This window comes from Longispora sp. NPDC051575 (assembly GCF_040681875.1).
Lineage (GTDB): Bacteria > Actinomycetota > Actinomycetes > Mycobacteriales > Micromonosporaceae > Longispora.
This window is the reverse complement of the sequence record NZ_JBFAZP010000004.1, coordinates 612,158-634,068: the sequence shown is the minus strand read 5'-3', so window position 1 is coordinate 634,068 and position 21,911 is coordinate 612,158. Positions and strand designations below refer to the sequence as shown.

The window sequence follows — 21,911 nt, the reverse complement described above, 5'->3', positions numbered from 1 at the left end:
ACCGACGCGCGGTAACCCACGCGAACGACCAGCCCCGGGGCATGTGCCCCGGGGCTTTGTCGTCGGTGTGCGTGCCCCTCAGCACCGAAGGAGCACCCGCCATGAGCGCGAAACTCGCCCGCGACCTGGGCCTGATCCACAACCACCCGCTGATCGGGGCCGGTCTGCCGGTCTGGCTGCCCGCCGGGGCCGCCGTCCGGTCCGCGATCGAGGACTACGTGCGCGGCCTGGAACGCCGGGCCGGCTACCAGCAGGTCTACTCCCCGCCGATCGGCAAACGCGAACTCTACGAACTGTCCGGGCACTGGCAGCACTTCGCCGACGACATGTTCCCCGTGATGGACGACGAGGTGCTCCGGCCCAGCCTGTGTCCGCACCACGCGCTGGTGTTCGCCGCGCGCGGCCGGTCCTACCGCGAACTGCCGGTCCGGATCGGCGAGATCGGCCAGATGTTCCGGGCCGAACGCTCCGGGGTGGTCGGCGGGCTGAACCGGGTGCGGTGCATCACCCTCAACGACGCGCACCTGTTCTGCGCCCCCGACCAGCTCGACGGCGAGGTCGGGGCCGTGCTCGACCTGATCGGCGAGTGCTACGCGAAACTGGGCATCTCGGGACACCGGTACCGGTTGTCGCTGCGGGGACCGGGGGCGAAATATGTTGAGGGGGACGAGATGTGGGCGCGGGCCGAGGGCATCCTGCGCGCCGCGCTCGTCGACCGGGGCCTGGCGTTCGAGGAGCTGCCCGGCGAGGCGGCGTTCTACGGACCGAAGATCGACATCCAGGTACCGGACGCCGCCGGTCGCGAGTGGACCCTGTCCACCGTCCAGCTGGACTTCCACAAGCCGGAGCGGTTCGACCTGTCCTACACCGACTCCTCCGGGGAGCGGCGGCGCCCGGTCATGATCCACCGGTCGCTGGTCGGGTCCATGGAACGCCTGCTCGGCCTGCTGCTCGACCAGCACGACGGCGCGCTGCCCGCCTGGTGCGCCCCGGTCCAGGTCGCGGTGCTGCCCGTCGGCGACGTACCCGTGTCCGATTTCGTGGCGGCGGCCCGCGCGGCCGGCCTGCGGGTCGAGGTGCACGCCGACGGCGGCCTGGGCGCCCGGGTGGCGCGGGCGACCGCCGACCGGGTGCCGTACGTGGCCGTGATCGGGGCCCGCGAGGCCGCCGCCGGGGCCGTGTCGCTGCGGGTCCGGGGCCAGGCGGAGTCCGCCGTGCTGGCGGTATCGGATGCCGTGTCCCGGATCGGCCACTGTGCTCCCTGACTGCCTCAGTCCACAGTGTTCTTTATGACAACCGCAGGCGATAGGGTCGATCGACTGTTTGATCTGACATGGGAGGTCTCCTTGCCCAGGAGAGTTGCGGTACTCACGGCGGCGTTCGCGCTCGCCCTACCTCTGGCTGTCATGGCCGTCGCCGTCCCCGCGTCCGCGGACCCGGGCGCCCCGGCGGCGGCCAGCAAGATCCCGAGCCTGGTCGCCGACCGGGTCGCCCAGATCCGCGCGGCCGTCGGCACCAACCGGGGCCTGCGCGGCGGCGGCCTGTCCGACGCCCAGCGCGACACCCTGTCCGCCGGCTACCTGACCATCTCGCCGGCCGGCGGCATCGACCTCACCCTGCACGCCACCGGCCCGGTCGGCAAGGCCGAGGAGCAGGCGCTGCGCGACCTCGGCGCGACCGTCGTGCGCAGCTCCGCCGAGTTCGCCAAGGTGCCCGGCGTGACCCTGCCGGAGGCGGGCCTCGTGCACGCCGTCGTGCCGTACGACAAGGTCGACGCCGTCGCCGGGCTCGGCTGGGTCGCCACCCTGCGGCCCACCCTCAAGCCGCAGGTCGACTCCGACCCGCAGCTCGTCGCCGAGGCCGTGCCGCTGCACCGCACCGACGTGGCCAACAGCCGGGGCTTCACCGGCAAGGGCCAGAAGGTCGGCTTCATCTCCGACGGCGTGTCCAGCCTCGCCGAGGCCATCGCGCGCGGCGAACTGCCCGCCGACAGCCAGGCGCTCGCGGTCGGCGACGGTGACGAGGGCACGGCGATGATGGAGATCACCCACGACATGGCCCCGGACGCGAAGCTGGCGTTCCACACCGTGGGCGAGGACCTGACGTCCTATGTGGCCGCGTTCCACGCGCTCGCCGCGTCCGGCGCGAACCTGATCGCCGAGGACATCGCGTTCGACGACGAGCCCGCGTTCCAGCAGGGCCTCGGCGCGGAGACGGCCGAGAAGCTCGCCCAGCAGGGCATCTGGGTCAGCTCGTCCGCCGGCAACCTCGGCGCCAAGCACGCCACCCGGGCGCCCGCCGTCGGCACCGGCCGCACCCCCGACGGGGTCGCCGGCAGCTACGCGAACTGCCCGACCGCGCCCCGCAACACCGTCAACCTGCGCGGGGCGGACAACACCTACGACGTGATCATCCGGCCGGGCGGGGCGATCCTGCCCACCCTGCAGTGGAGCGAGCCGCGCGCCATCTACCCGACGATCGGGCAGGGCGGCTTCACCAACCTCAACCTGTACCTGATGAAGGCCGACGGCTCCGACTGCCTCGCGTCCAGCACCAACGTGCAGGCCAACGGCGTCGGCGACTCCATCGAGCAGCTGATCTTCGAGAACACCACGGGCGCGAACATCCCGGCGAAGATCGTCGTGGACGTGGCCGGCTCCTCCTCGGCGGTGAAGATCCCCACCTTCGACCTGCGCTGGCGGACCGCCCTCGTGACGGCCGTCGACCCGGGTGACCGGGCCGGCTCCCTGAACCCGGACTCGAACTACCTCGGCTTCGCGACCAGCGCGGGCGCGGTGGCCTCGAACGTCTCCACCGACCCGGCCACCACCCCGCTGGAGTCCTACAGCGCGGCCGGCCCGGTCCAGATCGGCTCGACCACGGTGTGCGCGACGGGCGTCGGTCCGTGCACGGGCGTCGCCGGCGGCGGCTTCCGGTCCTTCGTCGGCCCCGCGTGGGCGGCGGCGGACGGCGTGACGGTCAGCGGGGTCGGCGGCTTCGGCTCCGGCACCTGCCCCTCGAACGTGCAGGGTGGCTGCCGGTTCTTCGGCACCTCGGCGGCGGCGCCGTCGGCGGCCGGGGTCGCGGCGCTGATCCGCGAGCAGATCGGCGCGAGCCAGTCCCCGCTCACGGTGAACCGCACGATGTACGCGCTGGCGCTCAAGCGCGCCGGCAACCCGGGCTTCGGTGCGGGCGTGCTGCGGGCGACGACCTACTAGACGGGTACGAGGAGCCCGCGTGGCCGGTCCGGGGTTTTCCGGGCCGGGTCACGCGGGCTCTTTTTCGTAGCCGGTGGGGGAGCGGCCCGTGCCGGGGAGTTTCCGTGAACGCCCGCCGGTCGCGCCCTCCCGAACCGCCTACCGGGACCGCCCACCCGGGTCGCCCGCCCGGATCGCCTATCCGGGCTGCCCGCTCGGCCCCGGCCGTCCGCCGCTCACGTCAGCCGGACAGTCACGCCCTCCGCCGAGGACCGCCGCGCCGCCTCCAGCACGGTCAACGCCGCCACCGCGTCACGCGGATCCACCGGCGCGGGCCCGTCCCCGCGCAGCGCGCCGAGCACCCCCCGGTAGAACGCCGGATAGTCACCCGCGTCGGTCGGCACCGCCCGGGTCTCCCCGTCGGAGCCCAGCACCCCCCACGCGTCCTCGGGTTCCGTGCCCCACCCGGGGCCGGGAACCCGCCCCTCCCGCAGCGCGTTCTCCTGCGGGTCCAGCCCGTACTTCACGTACCCGGCCGCGTCGCCGAGCACCCGGAACCGGGGCCCCACCCGGGCGGTCACCGCGCTGGTCCACAGGTGCGAGCGCACCCCGCCGGCGTGGGTGAGGGCCACGAAGGAGTCGTCGTCCACCACGGCGCCGGCCCGGCGGGTGTCCACCTCGGCGTACACGCTGGTGACCGGGCCGAACAGGTGCAGCGCCTGGTCCACGAGGTGGCTGCCCAGGTCGTACAGGGTGCCGCCGACCTCGGCCGGGTCCGCGTTCTCCCGCCAGCCCTCCTTGATCGTCGGCCGCCAGCGCTCGAACCGGGACTCGAACCGGCCGACCCGCCCCAGCGCGCCCTCCGCGACGAGCCGCCGGACGGTCAGGAAGTCCCCGTCCCACCGCCGGTTCTGGTACACGGTGAGCAGCAGCCCGCGCTCCTCGGCCTGCTCCACCAGCGCCGAGGCCTCGGCGGACGTACCGGCGAGCGGCTTGTCCACCACGACGGCGAACCCGAGCCCGAGGGCGGCCCGCGCGTACGGCACGTGGGTGCGGTTCGGCGAGGCGATCACCACGAGGTCGAGGTCGAGGGTGAACAGCTCCTCGATGTCGGCGACGACCCGGGCGCCGAGGTGTTCCCGGGCCACCCGCGCCGCGCGCTCCGGGTTGGCCGTCAGCACCGCGTCGAGCCGCAGGCCGGGGGTGGTGGCGATCAGGGGCGCGTGGAAGGCCGACCCGGCCAGGCCGTACCCGATGAGTCCGATCTTGAATGTCACTGGTGTCCCTCCCGAATGCCCGGTCGACCATAGCCGCGCGCGGGGCCGCCACCCGGCCGACCGTTCCGCCGGGCGGCCGAGTGTCCGGTCACAGGCCGACCGCTCCGCCACCCTGCGGACGGTGCCATCACGTGGCCGACCGCTCCGTCACCGCCTGACGACGACGCCACGCGGCCACCCGCTCCGTCACCCGGCCGCCCGCTCCGCCGCGTGGGCGATGTTGCGGGCCATGCCGCCGAACACGACGGCGTGGAACGGCGAGACGGCCTTCCAGTACAGGTGACCGGCGAGGCCCCGGGGCAGGAACACGGCGCGCTGCCGGTAGACGCTGCCGTCCGGGCCGGGTTCGACGTACATCTCCAGCCAGGCCCGCCCCGGCACCCGCATCTCGGCGCGCAGCCGCAGCAGGTGACCGGGGACGATCTCCTCGACCCGCCAGAAGTCCAGCGCCTCCCCGACGTGCAGCCGGTGCGGGTCGCGGCGGCCCCGGCGCAGGCCCACGCCGCCGGAGAGCCGGTCCATCCAGCCGCGCACGGACCAGGCCAGGGGGAACGAGTACCACCCGGTCTCGCCGCCGATGCCCTCCACGACCCGCCAGAGCGCCGCGTCGGGGGCGTGCACGGGCCGGGTCCGCTCGTCCACGTACGCCGTCCCGCCGGACCAGTTCGGGTCGGTGGGCAGCGGCTCGGCGGGCGCGCCGGTCCACGCGGCGGTCGCCCACCGGGTCTCCACGTCGGCGTCGCGGATCTTCGCGAGCCCGAGCCGGACCGCGTCGTCGAAGCCGATCAGCCCGCCGGGCGGGTCGGGCACGTACCGCGCGATGTCGTGTTCGGCGCACACCGCCTCGTGCACCAGGCTCGCGACCAGCGGCCGGGCGATCCGGCCGGGGACCGGGGTGACCGCCCCGACCCACAGGGCGCTCAGCTTGGGCGACAGCACCCGGACGGGCACGATGAGCCGGGGCCGCAGGCCGGTGACGGCCGCGTACCGGCGCATCATGTCCGCGTAGGTCAGCACCTCGGGGCCGCCGATGTCGAAGGCCCGGTTCACCTCGTCGGGCACGTCGGCCCAGGCCACGAGGTAGCGCAGCACGTCGCGGATCGCGATCGGCTGGATCCGGTTGCGCACCCAGCGCGGGGTGACCATGGCCGGCAGGCGCTCGGTGAGGTACCGCAGCATCTCGAAGGACGCGGAGCCGGACCCGAGGATCACGGCCGCGCGCAGCACCACGGTCGGCACGCCGCCGGCCAGCAGGATGTCGCCCACCTCGGCCCGGGACCGCAGGTGCGGGGAGGCGTCGGCGTCGCCGGGGTCCGGGCCGCCCAGGTAGACGATCCGGCGCACCCCGGCGGCCCGGGCGGCGGCGGCGAAGTTGCGGGCCGCCCGGCGGTCGGCGGCCTCGAAGTCGGGGCCGCCCATCGAGTGCACCAGGTAGTAGGCGACGTCGGTGTCGGCCAGCACCTCGGCGAGGCCCTCGGGTTCGGCGAGGTCGGCGGTGACGATCTCGGCCCGGGTCGCCCACGGCACGTCGCGGAGCCGGCCGGCGTCGCGGGTCACGCAGCGCACCGTGTGGCCGGCGTCGAGCAGCCGGGGCGCCAGCCGGCCCCCGACATACCCGGTCGCACCGGTCACGACACAACGAACCACACAGACCAGTCTAGAGGGGTACCGGGGCCGGGGTGGCCGGCCCGCGAAGCCGGCTCCCGCATCCGGACCCGCAGTGCTCCGGCCGTGCCGCGCCGGTCCCTGGGCCGCGCCGGAATTCGGTCGCGGCCCGGCCGCGCGCGGACCACCCTGACGCCATGGACATCCTCGCGCTCGACCCGACCGATCCCGCCGCCGTCGCCGCCCGGCACGCCCTCGGCCGCGACATCCTCGCCCACGACATCCCGGACTTCCCCGAACAGACCCTGGCCGACCTCGACGCGGAACTCCGCCATCCGTGGCCCGGCCAGCGCGTGGAGCACTGGCTGGCGGTCGACGACGGCCGCCCGGTCGGCTACCTGGACGTCGAACTCAACACGATCGACAACCTCGACAACTGCCGGGTACTGCTCGGCGTGCACCCCGCCGAGCGCCGCCGGGGCGTCGGCCGCGCCCTGCACGCGAAGGCCCTCGAACGCGCCGCCGCGAACGGCTGCCGGCGGATCGGCGGCGGCGGCGCGGACACCGGCCCGGGCGGCACCGAGGCCACGTACGGCCCGGGCAGCCACTTCGCCCGCGCGGTGGGCGCGCGCCGGGCACTGGACGAGGTCCGCCGCCGGTGGACCCCCGACACCGCCGGCGACCTCGACGCGCTGCTCGCCGAGTCCTGGTCGCACGCCGCCGGCTACGAGCTGGTCACCTGGCGGGAGGCGGCCCCGGACGCGGTCGTGGCGGGGATCGCCTACCTCGACGGCCGGCTCAACGACGACGCGCCGACCGGGGACCTCGTGCTGGAGCCGTCGAGGTACGACACGGACCGGATCCGCGCCCGGGAGGCGGCGGGCGTCGCGCGCGGCTGCCGGGCGTTCGGCGTGGGTCTGGTGCACACCGCGACCGGCCGGCTCGCCGCGTACTCGGCGCTGTCCCTCGACGGCGGCAACGACTGGCACGGCTGGCAGGACAACACGATCGCCGACCCCGACCACCGCGGCCGGCGGCTGGGCACCGTGGCGAAGCTGGAGAACCTCCGGTTCGCCCGGTCGGCGGTGCCGGAGCTGCGCGCGGTGGACACCTGGAACGCCGCCGAGAACGGCCACATGATCGCGATCAACGAGCGGATCGGGTTCCGGGCGGTCGACACCTGGGCGTACTGGCAGCAGGAGCTCTAGAGGGCGGCCGGGGACCCCGCGTCGGCGGCGACGAGGCGGGGCGCCCCGGAGCCGTCGGCGGGCACGGACCAGACGCCCTTGTCGACGCCGTACCCGACCGTCGAGGCGTCCAGCCACGCCGCCTGGTCGTCCACGCTGCGGGTCTCCGCGAGCGGGGTCTCGGCGAGGCTGGCCAGGTCCAGGACGGTCAGCCGCCAGGTCCGGTCGGGCAGCATCCGCTTGTACGCGACCCGGGTGCCGTCCGGCGACAGCGACGGGCACTCCACGTTCTCCTTGACCCGCTGCATGGCCCGGGCCGCGAAGTCGCCCTTCATCAGGTACCGGTGCCCGTCCGTGGACATCGTCGCGTAGAACGTGTTGTCGTCGGCGGCGAAGGTGATGCCCCAGAAGTTGGCGTCCAGGTTGGGCTTGGCGCCCCCCACCGTGAAGTTCTCCAGGTTCCCGGCGAGCGTCCCGGTGACGGTGTCGAGGATGCCGGACCGGGTCGCGAACTGCCCGCCGTTGTAGGAGTCCCCGGTCACGAACGTCGTCCACGACGCCATCCGGCCGCTGCCGGACACCCGGGCCCGGTTCGGCAGCCCATTCAGCGGCAGGCTCCGGGTCACGCTCAGGTCGGCGTCGAGGATCGTCACCGTGTACGAGCCCAGGTCCTCGCGCAGGCACACCCCGGTGCCGTGCGCGGCGTACACCCGGGCGCAGTGCAGGGCCGACGCGCGCCGGGAGCCGTCGGGGCCGACCACGGCCAGTACCCCGTCGGCGGACCGGACGAGCAGGCCCGGCCCGGCCAGGGACACGGTCGCGGCGGTGGCGGGGGCAGGCCGGGTGAACCACACGTAGCCGAGGGCGGCGCCCGCGAGCACGACGGTGGCGGTGAGCGCGACGAGGATGCGCCACTTCATGGGGTACGTCCCTTGAGGAGGAGCCCGGACACCGGGAGGGCCACGGCCACCGCCCCGGCCGCGACCAGGCACGCGACGGGCACGCCCCAGTTCTGCCAGGCGAGGCCGAACAGCACGGAGGACACCAGGTAGGCCAGCGCCTGCCCGGACTGCACGAGCGCGAACCCGCTGGTGCGCAGTTCGGCGGGCAGCAGCGGGCCGGCGAGGGCCATCAGCACCCCGTCGGTGGCCGCGTAGAACAGGCCGTAGAGCCCGAGGATCAGGGGCAGCGGGCCGTGTCCGGAGGCGAGCAGGAGGTAGACGGCGAGCAGCGCGCCGTAGCCGCCGAGGACCACGGGCCAGCGGCCGATCCGGTCGGCGAGCCAGCCCAGCGGCGTGGCCAGCACCAGGTACGCCAGGTTCGCCCCGACCGCGAGCAGCGGGAACGTCCAGATCGGCAGGTCGTCGCGCCGCTGGAGGATGAGGTAGACGAAGCCGTCGCCGACCGTGGTCACGCCCAGCAGCACCGCCGCCACGCACAACGACCGGAACCGCGCCTGCCGGAGCAGCCCGAACGCCCGGGGCAGCGACGCCCGGACCGGCGGCAGTTCGTCGCGGCGGTCCCGGACGAACAGCACGAGCAGCAGGACGCCGAGGACGGCGGCGCAGAAGCTGGCCACGAACACCGCGTCGTAGGACTGCCCGGAGCCGGCCAGGGCCAGCACCGCCAGCGCGACCAGCGGGCCGGCGAACGCGCCGAGACTGTCGAGGGTCCGGTGCACGCCGAACGCCCGGCCGAGCCCGTCGGCGGGGGAGGACAGCGTGATCAGGGCGTCGCGGGGCGCGGTGCGCAGGCCCTTGCCGGTCCGGTCGACGGCGATCACGGCCCCGATCGCGCCGGGGGCCGCGCCGGCCGCCAGCAGGCCGAGTTTCGCGACCGCCGACAGGCCGTAGCCGAGGCCGGCGACGAGTTTGCGCAGCCGGAACCGGTCGGCGACGTAGCCGCCCGCGAGCCGGGTGAGCGCGGTCGCGCCGGTGTAGAGGCCGTCGACGACCCCGTACTGCGCGATGGACAGGTGCAGGCCGAGCACCAGGTACGCGGGCAGTACCGCTGTCACCATCTCCGCTGAGATGTCCGTGACCAGGCTGACCAGCCCGAGAGCCAGCACGTTGCCGGTGACGAACCTGCGGGCCGGGGCGCCCTCCACGGACGCCCCGGGTCGCACGGTGGACAGGTACACGTCAGCTCAGCGTGATGTCGTCGAACCAGGTGATGCTGGGGTCACCCGCGTAGTTGTCGTCGTGGTTGGTCAGCTGGACCGTGTAGGAGTGCCCCGGCGTGATCGTGTCGGTCACCGACTTCCACGCGCCGTTGGCCACGCACGTCTTCGCCAGCGGGGTCGCGGTACTCCCCGAGGTGTTGTGCTTGACGACGATCGTCGCCCAGGCGTACTTCACGGAGTCCCGGCAGTCGCCCTTCCACCAGATGGTCAGCTTGGTCTTGCCGGCCGGGGCGGTGAACGTCTGGGTGAGGGTCGAGTCCCCGTCGGTCGGGCTGGTGGACCCGGCCGCCCCGCTGTACGCGCCGGAGTGCGGCACCGTGGCGATCGCGGTCGTCCCGGTCCTAGTCCAGCCGGTGAACGTGCCGAACTCGAAGCCGGGGTTGGTCACCCCGCCGGCGGGCGGCGCGGTGGTCGGCGCGACGGTCGGGCTGGGCCCGGTCGGGGTCGGCTGCGGGGTGGACGTGGTCCAGATGTCCGTGATCGGGGTGGCCGACGCGGCGCTGCCCAGCGCGGGCAGCCCGTAGGCGTCCTCGAGGGTCCGGAGCACGTTGTAGTGGTTGATCTGCTGCGAGTACTGCCCGGGGCGGACCTTCTCCCCGACCATGACCGTGGCGATCTGGTTCACGGAGCCGAAGTTGTCCTCGTCGAACGTGGCGATCAGCAGGCTGTTGTGCGTCTTGGCCCACTGCGCGTACGCGTCGAGGTTGTTCTTCAGCCAGGTGTCCCCGGTCTTCGTGGAGCAGTCGTGCATGTCGTTGCACATGTCCGGCACCACGAACGACACCGTGGGGAGCTTGGTGTAGTCGGTGGGGAACTGGCTGTACCGCAGGTTGCTCGCGGCGGGCACGTTGTCGAAGTTGACCCAGGGGTTGTGCTTGCGCACGTACTTCCCGCTGGAGCAGCTGGTGTACCCGTCGGAGGGCATGCCCTCCGAGTACCCCTTGAAGGTGAACCCGGCCCCGATCAGCTGGCTGCCCAGGTTGCCCTTGTTGGTGAAGTTCTTGGGGCAGCTGTCGTCGGTGACGCCCTGCTGGGAGCCGGAGAACAGGGCGATGTAGTTGCCCTGGCTGGGGTGGGTGACCCCGAACGACTGGGTGAAGCTCGCGCCCTGACCGGCGAGGGAGTTGAAGTAGGGCGCGTCGGTGGTGTTGCCGATGACGTCCGCGTAGTCGGTGTTCTCGAACAGCACGACGACGACGTGGTCGGGGCGCGGTACCGCCGCGACAGCGGCGGCGGCACCGGCCGAGGGCTGCTGCTGGGCGGCCACGGCGACGCCCGCGCCCACGGTCGCCAGGGCGGCGACGACGGAGGCCACGACGGCCACCTGTCTCCTGAACATGTGTACTCCTGAGGGGGTGAGTTGTTCACCGATCCGCGTCATGCTGCTGGCGGAGGGTTGCCGACCGCACCATGCCGGATGGACGGGTGATGAACACGAGACTGGTCTCCCTCGACCCCTGTAGGGAAGATCGCACGTCGCCCTGGAATTTCAGTACCCACGGGTAACCCGTCAGGGCGGGCACCCGTTATCAGCGATTTAACACCTTTTCCTGGGTACTGTGAAGCCCCGCTAGTGCGCCGCCCCGCCCAGGTTCAGCAGCACCACGCCCCCGATGATCAACGCGATCCCGCCGATCTTCACCAGCGAGACCTCCTCGCCCATGAACGTGAACCCGATCGCGGCGATCACGGCGGTGCCGACCCCCGACCAGATCGCGTACGCCGTCGAGACCGGCATGCCCTTCAGCGCCATCGACAGGAAGAAGAAGGAGATCAGATACAGGACCATGGACAGGCCGGTGGGGAACAGGCGACTGAAGCCCTCGGAGTACTTCAGAGCCGTCGTCGCGCCGATCTCGCAGCCGATGGCCAGGGCCAACATGATGTACGCCATAAGCGCTCACCCTACGTCGCGGTCGGCTGGCACGATCAACTGGTGACTCTCGCGGCGGTACTCCTCGACATGGACGGCACCCTCCTCGACAGCGAGAAGGTGTGGGAGGTGGCGCTGCACGACCTCGCCGCCCACCACGGCGGCACGATGTCCCCCGCCGCCCGGACCGCGATGGTCGGGGCGAGCATGGCCGACTCGATGGACATCCTGCACGCCGACATCGGCCGCCCCGAGCTCGACCACGGGTACAGCACCGACTGGCTGGAGAGCCGGATGGTCGAACTCTTCTCCGCCGGGGTGCCGTGGCGGCCCGGCGCCGCCGAGCTGATCGCCGCCCTGCGCGCCGAGGGCGTGCCCCTGGCCCTGGTCACCGCCACCCGCCGGCACCTCGTGGAGGTGTGCCTGGACACCCTCGGCCGGGACAACTTCGACGTCGTGGTCTGCGGCGACGAGGTTCCGGCCACCAAGCCCGACCCGGCCCCGTACGTCCGCGCCGCCGCCCTGCTCGGCGTCGACCCCGCCCGGTGCGTGGCGGTCGAGGACTCCCCGACCGGGGTGGCCAGCGCCGTCGGGGCCGGGTGTGCGGTGCTCGCCGTGCCGTGCGAGGTGCCCCTGGCCGGGCTCGGCGCGACCGTGGCGGACAGCCTGGTCGGCGTGGACCCGGCGTACCTGCGCGCGCTCGTCTGACCGGCCCGTACCCCTCTGACGGTTGCTAGAGGGCGATCCGCAGGCCCGGAGTGGCCAGCACGACCTGGCACCCGGCGATCGCCGCGGCCTCGTCCAGCAGCGCCAGCGGGTCCTGCCACGCGCGCAGGTGGGTGAGCACCAGCAGCCGCGCGCCCGACCGGGCCGCCAGCCGTGCCGCGTCACCCGCCGTGAGGTGCCCGCGCAACGGACCGTCCGCGTCGAGCCCGGACGCCCCCGCGAGCAGCACCCGGCAGCCGGCCGCCAGCTCCTCGACCTCCGGACACGGCTCCGTGTCGGCCGTGTAGCACAGCGCGTCGCCGATCCGGGTGCCCCAGCACTCGACGTCCCCGTGCCGGACCCGCCCCAGCCGGACCGCGAACGGGCCGATCCGCCGGTCGCCGGCCGTCGCGACCGTGGTGTCGAACGTGTCCGGGTTCGTCGTCAGCACCTCGTGCATGTCCGACGGCCCGATCACGGCGACCGGCCGGCCGGCCCGGGCCCGGTGGTAACCGAGCTGGGTCGTGTCGCCCCAGTGGTCGGAGTGGCCGTGGGACAGGATCAGGGTGCCGATGTCGAGGGGGTCCGCGTAGCGCTGGAGCGGGCCGGACGCGCCCGCCCCGAGGTCGAGCAGCAGCCGGTGGCCGTCCTCCTCGACCAGGTAGCTGGAGCAGGCCGAGTCCGGGCCGGTGGTCGAGCCCGCGCAGCCCACGACGGTGAGTCTCATGACCCGAAAGATACCCACGACGGGTACGCCGCCGCCGCCCCGCCGCACGTCGGGCGGCACAGTGGACCGGCCGCGCGGCAACGGACGGAGAAGGCCCCCGCCAGTGGTGGCGGGGGCCTTCGTCGTTCTGTGCTGGCTACTCGTAGGAGATCGCCCGCAGGACGTCGGTCCGGGCGGCCCGGATCGCCGGGATCACGCCGGCGACGACGCCGATGACGACCGCGAGGATCAGGTACACCACGATCTGGGTCCACGGCAGGGCTAGGGTGCTCAGACCCTCGTCCTTGAGCGCCCGGACGATCGCCGCGCCGAGGCCCACGCCGACCCCGATGCCCAGCAGGGTGCCGAACAGCGAGATCACCACCGACTCGACCGTGACCATCCCCATGATCTGGGGGCGGCTCATGCCGACGGCACGCAGCAGGCCCAGCTCGCGGGTGCGTTCGATCATCGACAGCGCCAGGGTGTTGATCACGCCCAGGACCGCGATGATGATCGCCAGGGCCAGCAGGACCTGGATCATCCCGAGCAGGATGTCGAGGAACGAGGTCTGCTGCTTCACGTAGGAGCTACGGTCGGCGACGGTGACCTCGGGGCTGTCCGCCAGGTACGTGTCGATCTTGTCCTTGGCCGCGGACACGCTCGCCCCGCTGTCGAGCCGGACGTACGCCTGCGCCGGATTGGGCGCGAGGAAGTTCGCCGCCGCCGCCTGCGGAAGGACGTACCCGCGCAGGACCTGGCTCTCCTTGAAGACCCCCGCGACCGTGTACGTGACCGCCTCACCGCGCGTGGTCTGGACCTTCACGGTCCCGCCCACGCTGAGGTTCGCGTCCTTGGCGGTGCGTTCGTCGAGGATGAGCTGGTTGCCGGAGAGCGCGTCGACGGAGCCGGAGGTCGCCTTCAGCCCCATGATGTCCCCGAGCGCCTTGACGTCGCTGACGGCGTACACGAAGCCGCCGTCCTTGTCGTTGATCTTCGCGCCGTCGAAGTAGATCCCGGTGACGCTGCGTACCCCGGACGTGTTCTTGATCTTGTCCAGCACGGACGGGTCGAACGTCGGCGGCATCGGCCCGGTCTGCTCGCCGGCGATGATCAGCTCGGCCTGGAGGCCGGTGTCGATGGCCTTGGTGATGCTGGCCTTGAAGGACGTCGCGACGACGCTGACCCCGATCACCAGCGCGATGCCGATCATCAGCGCGGCGGACGTGATCGCGGTCCGGCGCGGGTTGCGGGCCGAGTTGCGCCGGCCGAGCTTGCCCGGCATCGACCACGACATGAACTGCCCCAGGACCGACACGACCGGCTGACTGATCATCGGCGTGAGCAGCGCGACCCCGATGAACGCGAACAGCACCCCGCCGAGCAGCAGCGCCAGGGTGTTGTCCCCGGCCCCGCCCGCGAGTGCCACCCACAGGCCGGCCACGCCGAGCGCGGTCACGACCCCGCCGACGATCGTGATGGTCGTCAGCGGCTTCGTCGTGTTCGCCGCGTCCCGCATGGCCGCGATGGGCGGGATGCGGGAGGCGCGCAACGCCGGGAACAGCGCGGCCACGACCGTGACGAGGATGCCGATCGAGAACGCCGCGATGACCGCGGACAGCGGGATCACCAGGCCCGCGGACGGGATGACGCTGCCGACGACGGCGACGAGCGCCGCGCCCACGCCGATCCCGGCGGCGAGGCCGAGAACGGAGGCGATCAACCCGATGATGATGGCCTCGACGATCACCGACCCGATGACCTGTCCGCCGCTGGCGCCCATCGCCCGCATCAGGGCCAGTTCCTTGGTCCGCTGGGCGACGATGATCGAGAACGTGTTGATGATCAGGAAGATGCCGACGAGCAGGGCCACGCCCGCGAAGCCGAGCAGGATGTTCCGGATCACGTCGAAGACGCCCTTGACCGAGTCGGACTGCGCCTTGCTCATCTCCTCGCCCGTCTTGACGACGAACCCGTCGCCGAGCGAGGAGCGCAGGTCGTCCCGGAGCTTGGTGGCCGAGACCCCGTCGGCGGCCGTGACGTCCACCGAGGAGTAGACGTCCTTCTCGCCGAGCATCAACTGCTGGGCGACCGGGGTGGTGAACGCGATCGTCTGCTCGCCGGCGATCGAGCCCCGGTCCCCGGAGTAGCCGAAGATGCCGACGATGGTGAACTGCTTCTTCGGTTCCAGGGTCAGGACCCCCACCGAATCACCGATCTTGTACCCGGACGCGTCGGCGAACGCCTGATTGACCGCGATCTCGTTGTCCGCGGAGGGCGCCTTGCCGGACCGCATCTTCACGATGTCGGTCTCACCCGTCCAGTTGGCCCCGAAGCGCTGCCCGCCGCCGGCGACCACCTTGCCGTTCTTGCCGATCGCCCGCGCGCCGTCGGCGAACACGGAGCCGGTCGCCGTCTTGACGCCGGCGGTGGACTTCGCCTTCTCCAGCGCGGAGGCCGGGATCGCGTCCGTCGGTCCGTTGGCGACGTTGGACTTGCCCGTGATCGTGACGTCCGTTCCCTCGTAGACGGAGGCGAACAGGCTGTCGAAGGACTTGTTGAGCGTCGAGCTCAGCACGAACGCGCCGGACACGAACATCACGCCCAGCACCACCGCGAGCGCCGACAGCACGAGTCGGAGCTTGCGGGACAGCAGACTCTTCAGTGTCGCCCTGAGCATCAGTTGTCACCACTGTGCGCGTGCGGGTCGAGGCTCTTGAGCTTGTCGTGCACCTGGTCGACGGTCGGCTCGAGGAGCTCGTCGACGATCTGGCCGTCAGCCAGGAAGATCACCCGGTCGGCGTAGGACGCGGCGGTCGGGTCGTGGGTGACCATCACGATCGTCTGGCCGAAGTCGCGCACCGAGTTCCGCAGGAAGTTGAGCACCTCGGCACCCGACCGCGAGTCGAGGTTACCGGTCGGCTCGTCGGCGAAGATGACGTCCGGACGGCTGACCAGGGCCCGCGCGCAGGCCACCCGCTGCTGCTGACCACCCGACAGCTCGGTCGGCTTGTGCTTGAGCCGGTCCTCGAGACCCACGGTCTTGATCACCGTGTCGTACCAGGCCTGATCCGGCTTGCGCCCCGCGATCGACAGCGGCAGCAGGATGTTCTCCTGCGCCGTCAGCGTGGGCAACAGGTTGAACTGCTGGAAGATGAACCCGATCTTGTCCCGGCGCAGCTTCGTCAGACCACTGTCGGACAACTTGTTGACCTGGGTGTCGCCCACGAACAGGTCACCGCGCGTCACCGTGTCCAGCCCGGCGAGGCAGTGCATCAGCGTCGACTTGCCCGAACCCGACGGGCCCATGATCGCCGTGAACTGACCCTTGGCCAGCTCCACGTTGATGCCCCGCAACGCGATCACCTGCGCCTCGCCCTGCCCGTACACCTTCCACACATCAGACGCGCGCGCCGCGACCGACTTTACTGCAGTAGTCACTGCTGTCCCCTTTTATCCCCGTGGCGGAGGTATCTAAGAGTGACAGTAGGCGGCGTTTCGGCCCCGCGAGTCGTGCTCGGGAATGTTCCGGACTCCCCCTCGGGGACGAGTCGCCCTACGCGTTCGGGCGGATGAGCCCCGACTCGTAGGCCAGCACCACGGCCTGGACCCGGTCCCGGAGATTCAGCTTCGTCAGGACATGCCCGACATGCGTCTTGACCGTGGTCTCCGACACCGACAGCTCCTTGGCGATCTCCGCGTTCGACAGCCCCCGGGCCATCAGCCCGAGCACCTCGCGCTCGCGTTCGGTGAGGGCGCTCAGGGCCTTCGTCGGGTTCACGTTCGGGTCGGGCAGGTGCTCCACGACCTGGTCGAGGAGCCGGCGCAGCAGCCGGGGGGCCACCACGGCCTCGCCCGCCGCCACGGTGCGGATCGCCGACACCAGGTCCTCGGCCGGCACGTCCTTGGCCAGGAAGCCGCTGGCCCCGGCGCGCAACGCGCTCACCACGTACTCGTCGAGGTCGAAGGTCGTCAGGATCAGCACCCGGACCGGCAGCCGGGCGTCCACGATCGCCTTCGTCGCGGCCACCCCGTCCATCCGGGGCATCCGGATGTCCATCAGCACCACGTCGGGCAGCAGCCGGCGGGCCAGGTCCACCGCCTCGGCGCCGTCGCCGGCCTCGCCGACGATGTCGAGATCACTCTCCGCGCCCAGGACCATGCGGAACCCGGTGCGCAGCAGGGGCTGGTCGTCGACGAGCAGGACTCGGACCGGGAGCTGACCGCTATTCACGTTCAGTGACGCTACCTGGTCGGTCCATGGGGATGCGGGCCGCTATCCGGAATCCGCCACCCGGCCGGGGGCCGAGCCGGAGCTGCCCGCCGTACAGCGCGACCCGTTCGCGGACGCCGACGAGCCCGTGCCCGGCGATGTTGGGCCGCACCGAGGGCCCGCGCCCGTCGTCCGTCGCCTCGACCTCCACGGCGTCGTCACCGAACGTCAACCGCACCTCGGCGGTGGCCGGCCCGGCGTGCTTGAGCGTGTTCGTCAGCGCCTCCTGCACGATCCGGTAGATCGTCAGCGCCACCCCGGGATCCAGGTCGTAGGGCTCGCCGAGGACCTCCAGCCGCACCGGCAGGCCCGCCTCGCGCAGCTGCTCGATCAGGGCCTCCACCCCGGCCAGGCTCGGCTGGGGCGCCAGGTCCGCCTGGTCGTCGTCGGTGCGCATGATGTTCAGCAGCCGGCGCAGCTCCCGCAGCGTGGTGCGGCCCGTCTCCTCGATCGTGCCCAGCGCCGCGTCGGCCGCCGCCGGGTTCTTCGCCATCGACCGCCGCGCCCCGGTGGCCAGGATGCCCATCACGCTCACGTGGTGCGCCACCACGTCGTGCAGCTCCCGGGCGATCCGGCGGCGCTCGTCGGCCACGGCCTGGTCGGCCAGCGCCTGGCGGGTCGTCTCGGCGATCCGGGTCCGCTCGCGAAGATCGGATTCCACGATCCGACGGGTACTGGCCAGCCGGCCCACCAGCAGCGTGAACGTCAGCACCAGCGAGTTGGAGAACAGCAGCAGCTCCGGGGAACTCATCCACGCCTGCTGTTCGGCGACCCCGATCCGGGTGAGGGTCACGTACGACACGAAGATGCCGGCCCAGATCGGCACCGCGACGAGCAGGGCGCGGCGCAGCGGCCAGTACGCGGCCATCGTGTACGTCAGGATCATCAGCGCGTAGGACTCGGTGCCCGACATCAGGTGGAACAGCGAGAACGCGCACATGGCCACGCAGACCGCCAGGCTGGGCACCAGCCACTTGCGGCGCAGGGCGATCGGCACCGCGGCGACGAGCGACCAGCCGACCAGCACGGCGACCGGGCCCTGCGACCGGAACTCGGGCGGGGCGAGCACGCCGCCCGCCACGGTGAAGACGACGATCGCGCCCGCCAGGATCGAGTCGGCGGCCAGCGGGTGGTCCCGCAGCCACTTCCCGATCACGGCGACCACCGGGGCGCCGGGCGGGCGCCGACTCCGACCGGGACGCGCGTCCCGACAGCCGTCCTGGTCCCGGGCGCGGTCAGGTTTCCGAGGCCCGCGCCCGGCCCGGCTGCGGCGGCCGACCAGGTCCCGGGGGCGAGGCGTGTCCCGGCCCGGGTGGCGACGCCCGGCCGCGCTCCGGCGGTCGGCACGTGCGCGCGTGGCCCGGTCACGGGGTCGGCTCGGGCTGGACGGGCCAGGGCGGCGGGGTGCCGCCGAACTCCGGGCAGTGCGCCTGGTGCCGGCACCAGCCGCACAGCTTGCTCGGCTGCGGCCGGAAGTCCCGGTTGGCGGTGGCGGTGGTGATCGCCCGCCACAGGGCCTCCAGATTGCGTTCGAACCGCTCCAGTTCCTCCGCGCCGTCGGGGGCGTAGTCCAGCACGGCGCGGTCGCGCAGGTACAGCAGGCGCAGGGCGCGGGGGACCACGCCCCGGGTGCGCAGCAGCATCAGCGCGTAGAACTTCAACTGGAACAGCGCCTTGGCCTCGAAGGCCTCCCGGGGCGCGCTGCCCGTCTTGTAGTCGACGACCCGCAGGTCACCGGCGGGGGAGGCGTCCAGGCGGTCGATGAAACCGCGCAGCAGCAGGCCCGAGGGCAGCTCCGCCTCGATCATGCTCTCCCGCTCGGCGGGCTCCAGCCGGCTCGGGTCCTCCAGGGTGAAGTACCCGCCGAGCAGCTCCTCCGCCGAGGTCAGCCACTCTGCCGGAGCCTCGCCGCCCTCGAACAGCGCCGCCAGGTCCGGGGTCTCGCCGCTCATCCGCGACCACTCCGGCGCCACCATCTCCGCCGCCCGCTCCGGGGTCCGCTCCGCCGGCGGCAGGTCGAACAGGTGCTCCAGCACCGAGTGCACCAGGGTGCCCCGGGCCATCTCCGGGGTGGGCAGCTCGGGCAGCCGGTCGATGGCCCGCAGCCGGTAGAGCAGCGGACACGTCTTGAAGTCGGCCGCCCGGGACGGCGACAGGGCGACCCGTCGTGGCTCCGCGTGCTCGGTCGTCGTCATGCCGTCAAGAGTATGGGACACCCCCGACACGTAGCATCGGTGCGGTGAGTCGACAGCGAAGGACGGCGGCGCTCCGGGTGGGCGCGATCCTGGGCGTCCCGGTGTACGTGCACGCGTCCTGGCTGCTGTTCGCCGTGGCCGTCACCGTCGGGTACGGCTCCGTGGTCCGGGGCCACCTGCCACAGCTGACCGGCCCCGCGCCGTACCTGATAGCGCTGCTCTTCGTCGTCGCCCTGCTGCTCTCGGTCCTGCTGCACGAGCTCGGGCACGCCGTGGTGAGCCTGCGCTCGGGGATCGGGGTGCGCGGGATCACCCTCGAACTGCTCGGCGGGTACACGGAGATGGAGTCCGAGGCCCCCCGCCCGCGCGCCGAACTCCTCGTCGCCCTCGCCGGCCCGGCCGTGTCGCTGCTGCTCGGCGGCCTGGGCGTCGCCCTGTTCACCCTGACCGAACCGGGCACCGTCGCCCGCGAACTGGCCTTCCAACTGGCCCTGAGCAACCTGCTGATCGCCGTCCTCAACCTCCTGCCCGGCCTGCCCCTGGACGGCGGGCGGGCGCTGCGCGCGGCGGTCTGGTCGGCGACCGGCAACCGGCACACCGGCAGCGTGGTGGCGGGCTGGGTCGGCCGGGCGGTCGCGGTGGTGCTCGGGCTGGCGATGGTGGCCGGCGCGCTGACCGGCCGGCTGACCTGGATCGGGGTCGTGTTCACGGCCCTGGTGGTGTCCGTGCTGTGGTCGGGGGCGTCCTCGGCGATCCGGCTGGGCGCGATCCTGCGCCGGGTGCCGGAGATCCGGCTGGGCGAGCTGGTCCGGCCGTTGATCACGGTCGTCACCGGTACCCCGATCGCCGAGGCGCTCCGCCGGGCCGACGAGGCCGCCGCGGGCGGGATCATGATCGCCGACGCGCGGGACCGGCCGGTGGCACTGGTCCGGTGGCCCGCCGCGCACGCCGTCCCCGCGCACCGCAGCCCCTGGATGGCCGTCGACCTGGCCGCCCGCGACATCTCCACGGTGCGACGCCTGTCGATCGATCTGGACGGCGAGGCGGTGGCCGAGGAGGTCCGGGCCAACCCGGCCGGTGAGTACCTGGTGACCGCCGGGCAGGATGTTGTCGGGGTCCTGCGTACCGAGGACCTCGCCTTCCTGCTCGAACCGAGGAGACAACGCAAGTGATGCAGCCGCGTGGACCGTTCCGCCCCGGCGACCGGGTGCAGCTCACCGACCCCAAGGGCCGGATGCACACGATCGTGCTGGAACCCGGCAAGGAGTTCCACACCCACCGGGGAGCGCTCAGCCACGACGAGATCCTGGACAGCCCCGAGGGGTCGGTGTTCACGTCGGTCAGCGGCACCGCGTACCTGGCCCTGCGGCCCCTGCTCGCCGACTACGTGCTGAGCATGCCCCGCGGCGCCCAGGTCATCTACCCGAAGGACGCCGCCCAGATCGTCGCGCTCGGCGACATCTTCCCGGGCGCGCGGGTCCTGGAGGCCGGCGCCGGCTCGGGTGCCCTGAGCTGCTCGCTGCTCCGCGCGATCGGCCCCTCCGGCCGGCTGATCTCCTACGAGATGCGTGAGGATTTCCTCGCGATCGCCCGCAAGAACGTGGAAAACTTCCTGGGGGGCGACCAGCCGACCTGGGACCTGCGGCTCGGCGACGTGGCCGGCTTCGACGGCAACGACATCGACCGCGTCATCCTCGACATGCTCACACCGTGGGAGATGCTCGACATGGTGGAGAAGGCGATCATCCCCGGCGGGGTGCTGATCGGCTACGTCGCGACCACCACCCAGCTGTCCGAGCTGTGCGAGGCGCTGCGCGAGCGCGGCGGCTGGACCGAGCCGCACGCCTGGGAGAGCATGATCCGCGACTGGCACCTCGAAGGCCTGGCCGTGCGCCCGGAGCACCGGATGATCGCGCACACCGCCTTCCTGGTCACGGCCCGCAAGCTCGCCCCCGGGGTCACCGCCCCGGTCCGGCGGCGCAAGCCCAGCAAGGGCATCGAGGCGTACCAGGCCCGCAAGGCCGCCCAGAAGGACGCCGCCGCGCAGGACACCGCCCAACAGGACACCGCCCAACAGGACACCGCTCAGAAGGGTGCCGACGATAGTGAGTGACGACCTGGCGATCTTCCCGGACTGGTCCCCGTACCAGGAGCTGGACGTCGCGGCCCGGGCCTACCTGCGCGACCCGGACGTGGCCCTCGCCGCCGTCGAGCCGCTGCTGGTCGGCGCGACGGTCCTCGGCTTCACCCTGGAGCGGTTCGTCAACGAGTTCAACGCCGTGTGGCAGGAGGCCGCGATCTGCGACGGCCACCGGCTGCTCCTGTGGCACGGCGAGGACCTGCCCGAGGAGGAGGGGCCGCCCGGCTCGATGACGTCGGCGGTCCGGGTGATCCCGCTCGCGGCCGTCACCGAGGTCGGGTACCGCCGCCGGCTGTTCCGCGAGCCCAACGGCACCATCCGCCGCGAGGGCGTCGACGTGTACGTGCTGCTCAGCTCGCTCGACGAGGCCGGCGCGGTCGCGGAGGCGGGGGAGGCGACCCCGATCCGGCACGACTCGCTGCGGTTCGGCAAGACCGTCACGGACGGCGGGGCCGGGCAGATGGACCGGTTGGAACAGTTCGCCCACCTGTTGGGACAACTCACCGGCCGCGGGGCGTTCTAGCCCTCCAGCTGGGGAAACGTGGCCCGGCGCGGAGTTTCGACTCCGTGG

19 protein-coding genes are annotated in these 21,911 nt (G+C 72.6%); 7 read left to right on the top strand and 12 right to left on the bottom strand.

The features are described from left to right. Window positions 1-101: 101 nt before the first annotated feature. The gene (gene thrS / locus AB0M43_RS13760; RefSeq protein WP_363724332.1) at window positions 102-1,265 is read left to right on the top strand and encodes a threonine--tRNA ligase; all 1,164 of its coding nucleotides are present in this window, start codon (window positions 102-104) and stop codon (window positions 1,263-1,265) included. Window positions 1,266-1,346: 81 nt separating this feature from the next. Next, complete coding sequence (locus AB0M43_RS13755) at window positions 1,347-3,218, top strand: S8 family serine peptidase (protein ID WP_363724330.1); 1,872 nt, start codon at window positions 1,347-1,349, stop codon at window positions 3,216-3,218. A 215-nt stretch (window positions 3,219-3,433) separates the two neighbouring features. Here AB0M43_RS13755 and AB0M43_RS13750 read toward each other — a convergent pair whose 3' ends face one another. Both AB0M43_RS13750 and AB0M43_RS13745 read right to left on the bottom strand, forming a co-directional pair. Continuing rightward, on the bottom strand, window positions 3,434-4,474 hold the full coding sequence (locus AB0M43_RS13750) for a Gfo/Idh/MocA family oxidoreductase (protein ID WP_363724328.1): 1,041 nt from the start codon (window positions 4,472-4,474) through the stop codon (window positions 3,434-3,436). Window positions 4,475-4,660: 186 nt separating this feature from the next. Continuing rightward, a complete protein-coding gene (locus tag AB0M43_RS13745; protein ID WP_363724326.1) occupies window positions 4,661-6,121 on the bottom strand; it encodes an SDR family oxidoreductase in 1,461 nt (486 codons plus the stop codon). A 155-nt stretch (window positions 6,122-6,276) separates the two neighbouring features. On the opposite strand from AB0M43_RS13745, the gene AB0M43_RS13740 reads away from it, so the two are divergent. Next, window positions 6,277-7,287, top strand: a complete 1,011-nt coding sequence (locus tag AB0M43_RS13740; protein WP_363724324.1) for a GNAT family N-acetyltransferase — start codon at window positions 6,277-6,279, stop codon at window positions 7,285-7,287. Here AB0M43_RS13740 and AB0M43_RS13735 read toward each other — a convergent pair. The 4 genes from AB0M43_RS13735 to AB0M43_RS13720 form a co-directional block, all read right to left on the bottom strand. Further along, complete coding sequence (locus tag AB0M43_RS13735) at window positions 7,284-8,186, bottom strand: hypothetical protein (protein WP_363724322.1); 903 nt, start codon at window positions 8,184-8,186, stop codon at window positions 7,284-7,286. The genes AB0M43_RS13740 and AB0M43_RS13735 overlap by 4 nt on opposite strands. After that, window positions 8,183-9,406 (bottom strand): MFS transporter, encoded by a 1,224-nt coding sequence (locus tag AB0M43_RS13730; RefSeq protein ID WP_363724320.1) that lies wholly within the window; start codon window positions 9,404-9,406, stop codon window positions 8,183-8,185. The genes AB0M43_RS13735 and AB0M43_RS13730 overlap by 4 nt, the downstream gene beginning before the upstream one ends. Window position 9,407: 1 nt before the next feature. Next, window positions 9,408-10,787, bottom strand: a complete 1,380-nt coding sequence (locus AB0M43_RS13725; protein WP_363724318.1) for an alkaline phosphatase family protein — start codon at window positions 10,785-10,787, stop codon at window positions 9,408-9,410. A 231-nt stretch (window positions 10,788-11,018) separates the two neighbouring features. Further along, window positions 11,019-11,342 carry a multidrug efflux SMR transporter gene (locus AB0M43_RS13720; protein WP_363724316.1) on the bottom strand — a complete coding sequence of 108 codons (324 nt, stop codon included), beginning with the start codon at window positions 11,340-11,342 and terminating at the stop codon, window positions 11,019-11,021. Between the two features lie 42 nt (window positions 11,343-11,384). Between AB0M43_RS13720 and AB0M43_RS13715 the strand changes: the two genes are divergently transcribed. Beyond that, a complete protein-coding gene (locus AB0M43_RS13715; RefSeq protein WP_363724314.1) occupies window positions 11,385-12,029 on the top strand; it encodes an HAD family phosphatase in 645 nt (214 codons plus the stop codon). 25 nt (window positions 12,030-12,054) lie between these two features. Here AB0M43_RS13715 and AB0M43_RS13710 read toward each other — a convergent pair whose 3' ends face one another. The 6 genes from AB0M43_RS13710 to AB0M43_RS13685 all read right to left on the bottom strand — a co-directional run bounded on the left by AB0M43_RS13710 (window position 12,055) and on the right by AB0M43_RS13685 (window position 19,200). Then, window positions 12,055-12,753 (bottom strand): MBL fold metallo-hydrolase, encoded by a 699-nt coding sequence (locus AB0M43_RS13710; RefSeq protein WP_363724312.1) that lies wholly within the window; start codon window positions 12,751-12,753, stop codon window positions 12,055-12,057. Window positions 12,754-12,889: 136 nt separating this feature from the next. After that, entirely contained in the window at window positions 12,890-15,412 is a 2,523-nt protein-coding gene (locus tag AB0M43_RS13705) for an FtsX-like permease family protein (RefSeq protein WP_363724310.1), read from the bottom strand. After that, window positions 15,412-16,173, bottom strand: coding sequence for an ABC transporter ATP-binding protein (locus AB0M43_RS13700; RefSeq protein WP_363724308.1), 762 nt, complete (start codon window positions 16,171-16,173; stop codon window positions 15,412-15,414). Before AB0M43_RS13700 ends, AB0M43_RS13705 begins: the two co-directional genes overlap by 1 nt. A 115-nt stretch (window positions 16,174-16,288) precedes the next feature. Beyond that, a complete protein-coding gene (locus tag AB0M43_RS13695; protein WP_363724306.1) occupies window positions 16,289-16,966 on the bottom strand; it encodes a response regulator transcription factor in 678 nt (225 codons plus the stop codon). Further along, window positions 16,959-18,161: a sensor histidine kinase gene (locus AB0M43_RS13690; protein ID WP_363724304.1), complete on the bottom strand. Its 1,203-nt coding sequence runs from the start codon at window positions 18,159-18,161 to the stop codon at window positions 16,959-16,961. The genes AB0M43_RS13695 and AB0M43_RS13690 overlap by 8 nt, the downstream gene beginning before the upstream one ends. 208 nt (window positions 18,162-18,369) lie before the next feature. Beyond that, window positions 18,370-19,200 carry a PD-(D/E)XK nuclease family protein gene (locus AB0M43_RS13685; protein ID WP_363724302.1) on the bottom strand — a complete coding sequence of 277 codons (831 nt, stop codon included), beginning with the start codon at window positions 19,198-19,200 and terminating at the stop codon, window positions 18,370-18,372. Between the two features lie 86 nt (window positions 19,201-19,286). Here AB0M43_RS13685 and AB0M43_RS13680 point away from each other — a divergent pair, with 86 nt between their 5' ends. The 3 genes from AB0M43_RS13680 to AB0M43_RS13670 are packed head-to-tail and all read left to right on the top strand — an operon-like array spanning window position 19,287 to window position 21,863. Then, a complete protein-coding gene (locus AB0M43_RS13680) occupies window positions 19,287-20,372 on the top strand; it encodes a M50 family metallopeptidase (protein WP_363724571.1) in 1,086 nt (361 codons plus the stop codon). Further along, window positions 20,372-21,313: a tRNA (adenine-N1)-methyltransferase gene (locus AB0M43_RS13675; RefSeq protein ID WP_363724300.1), complete on the top strand. Its 942-nt coding sequence runs from the start codon at window positions 20,372-20,374 to the stop codon at window positions 21,311-21,313. The genes AB0M43_RS13680 and AB0M43_RS13675 overlap by 1 nt, the downstream gene beginning before the upstream one ends. Beyond that, on the top strand, window positions 21,306-21,863 hold the full coding sequence (locus AB0M43_RS13670; RefSeq protein ID WP_363724298.1) for a hypothetical protein: 558 nt from the start codon (window positions 21,306-21,308) through the stop codon (window positions 21,861-21,863). The genes AB0M43_RS13675 and AB0M43_RS13670 overlap by 8 nt, the downstream gene beginning before the upstream one ends. Window positions 21,864-21,911: the final 48 nt, after the last annotated feature.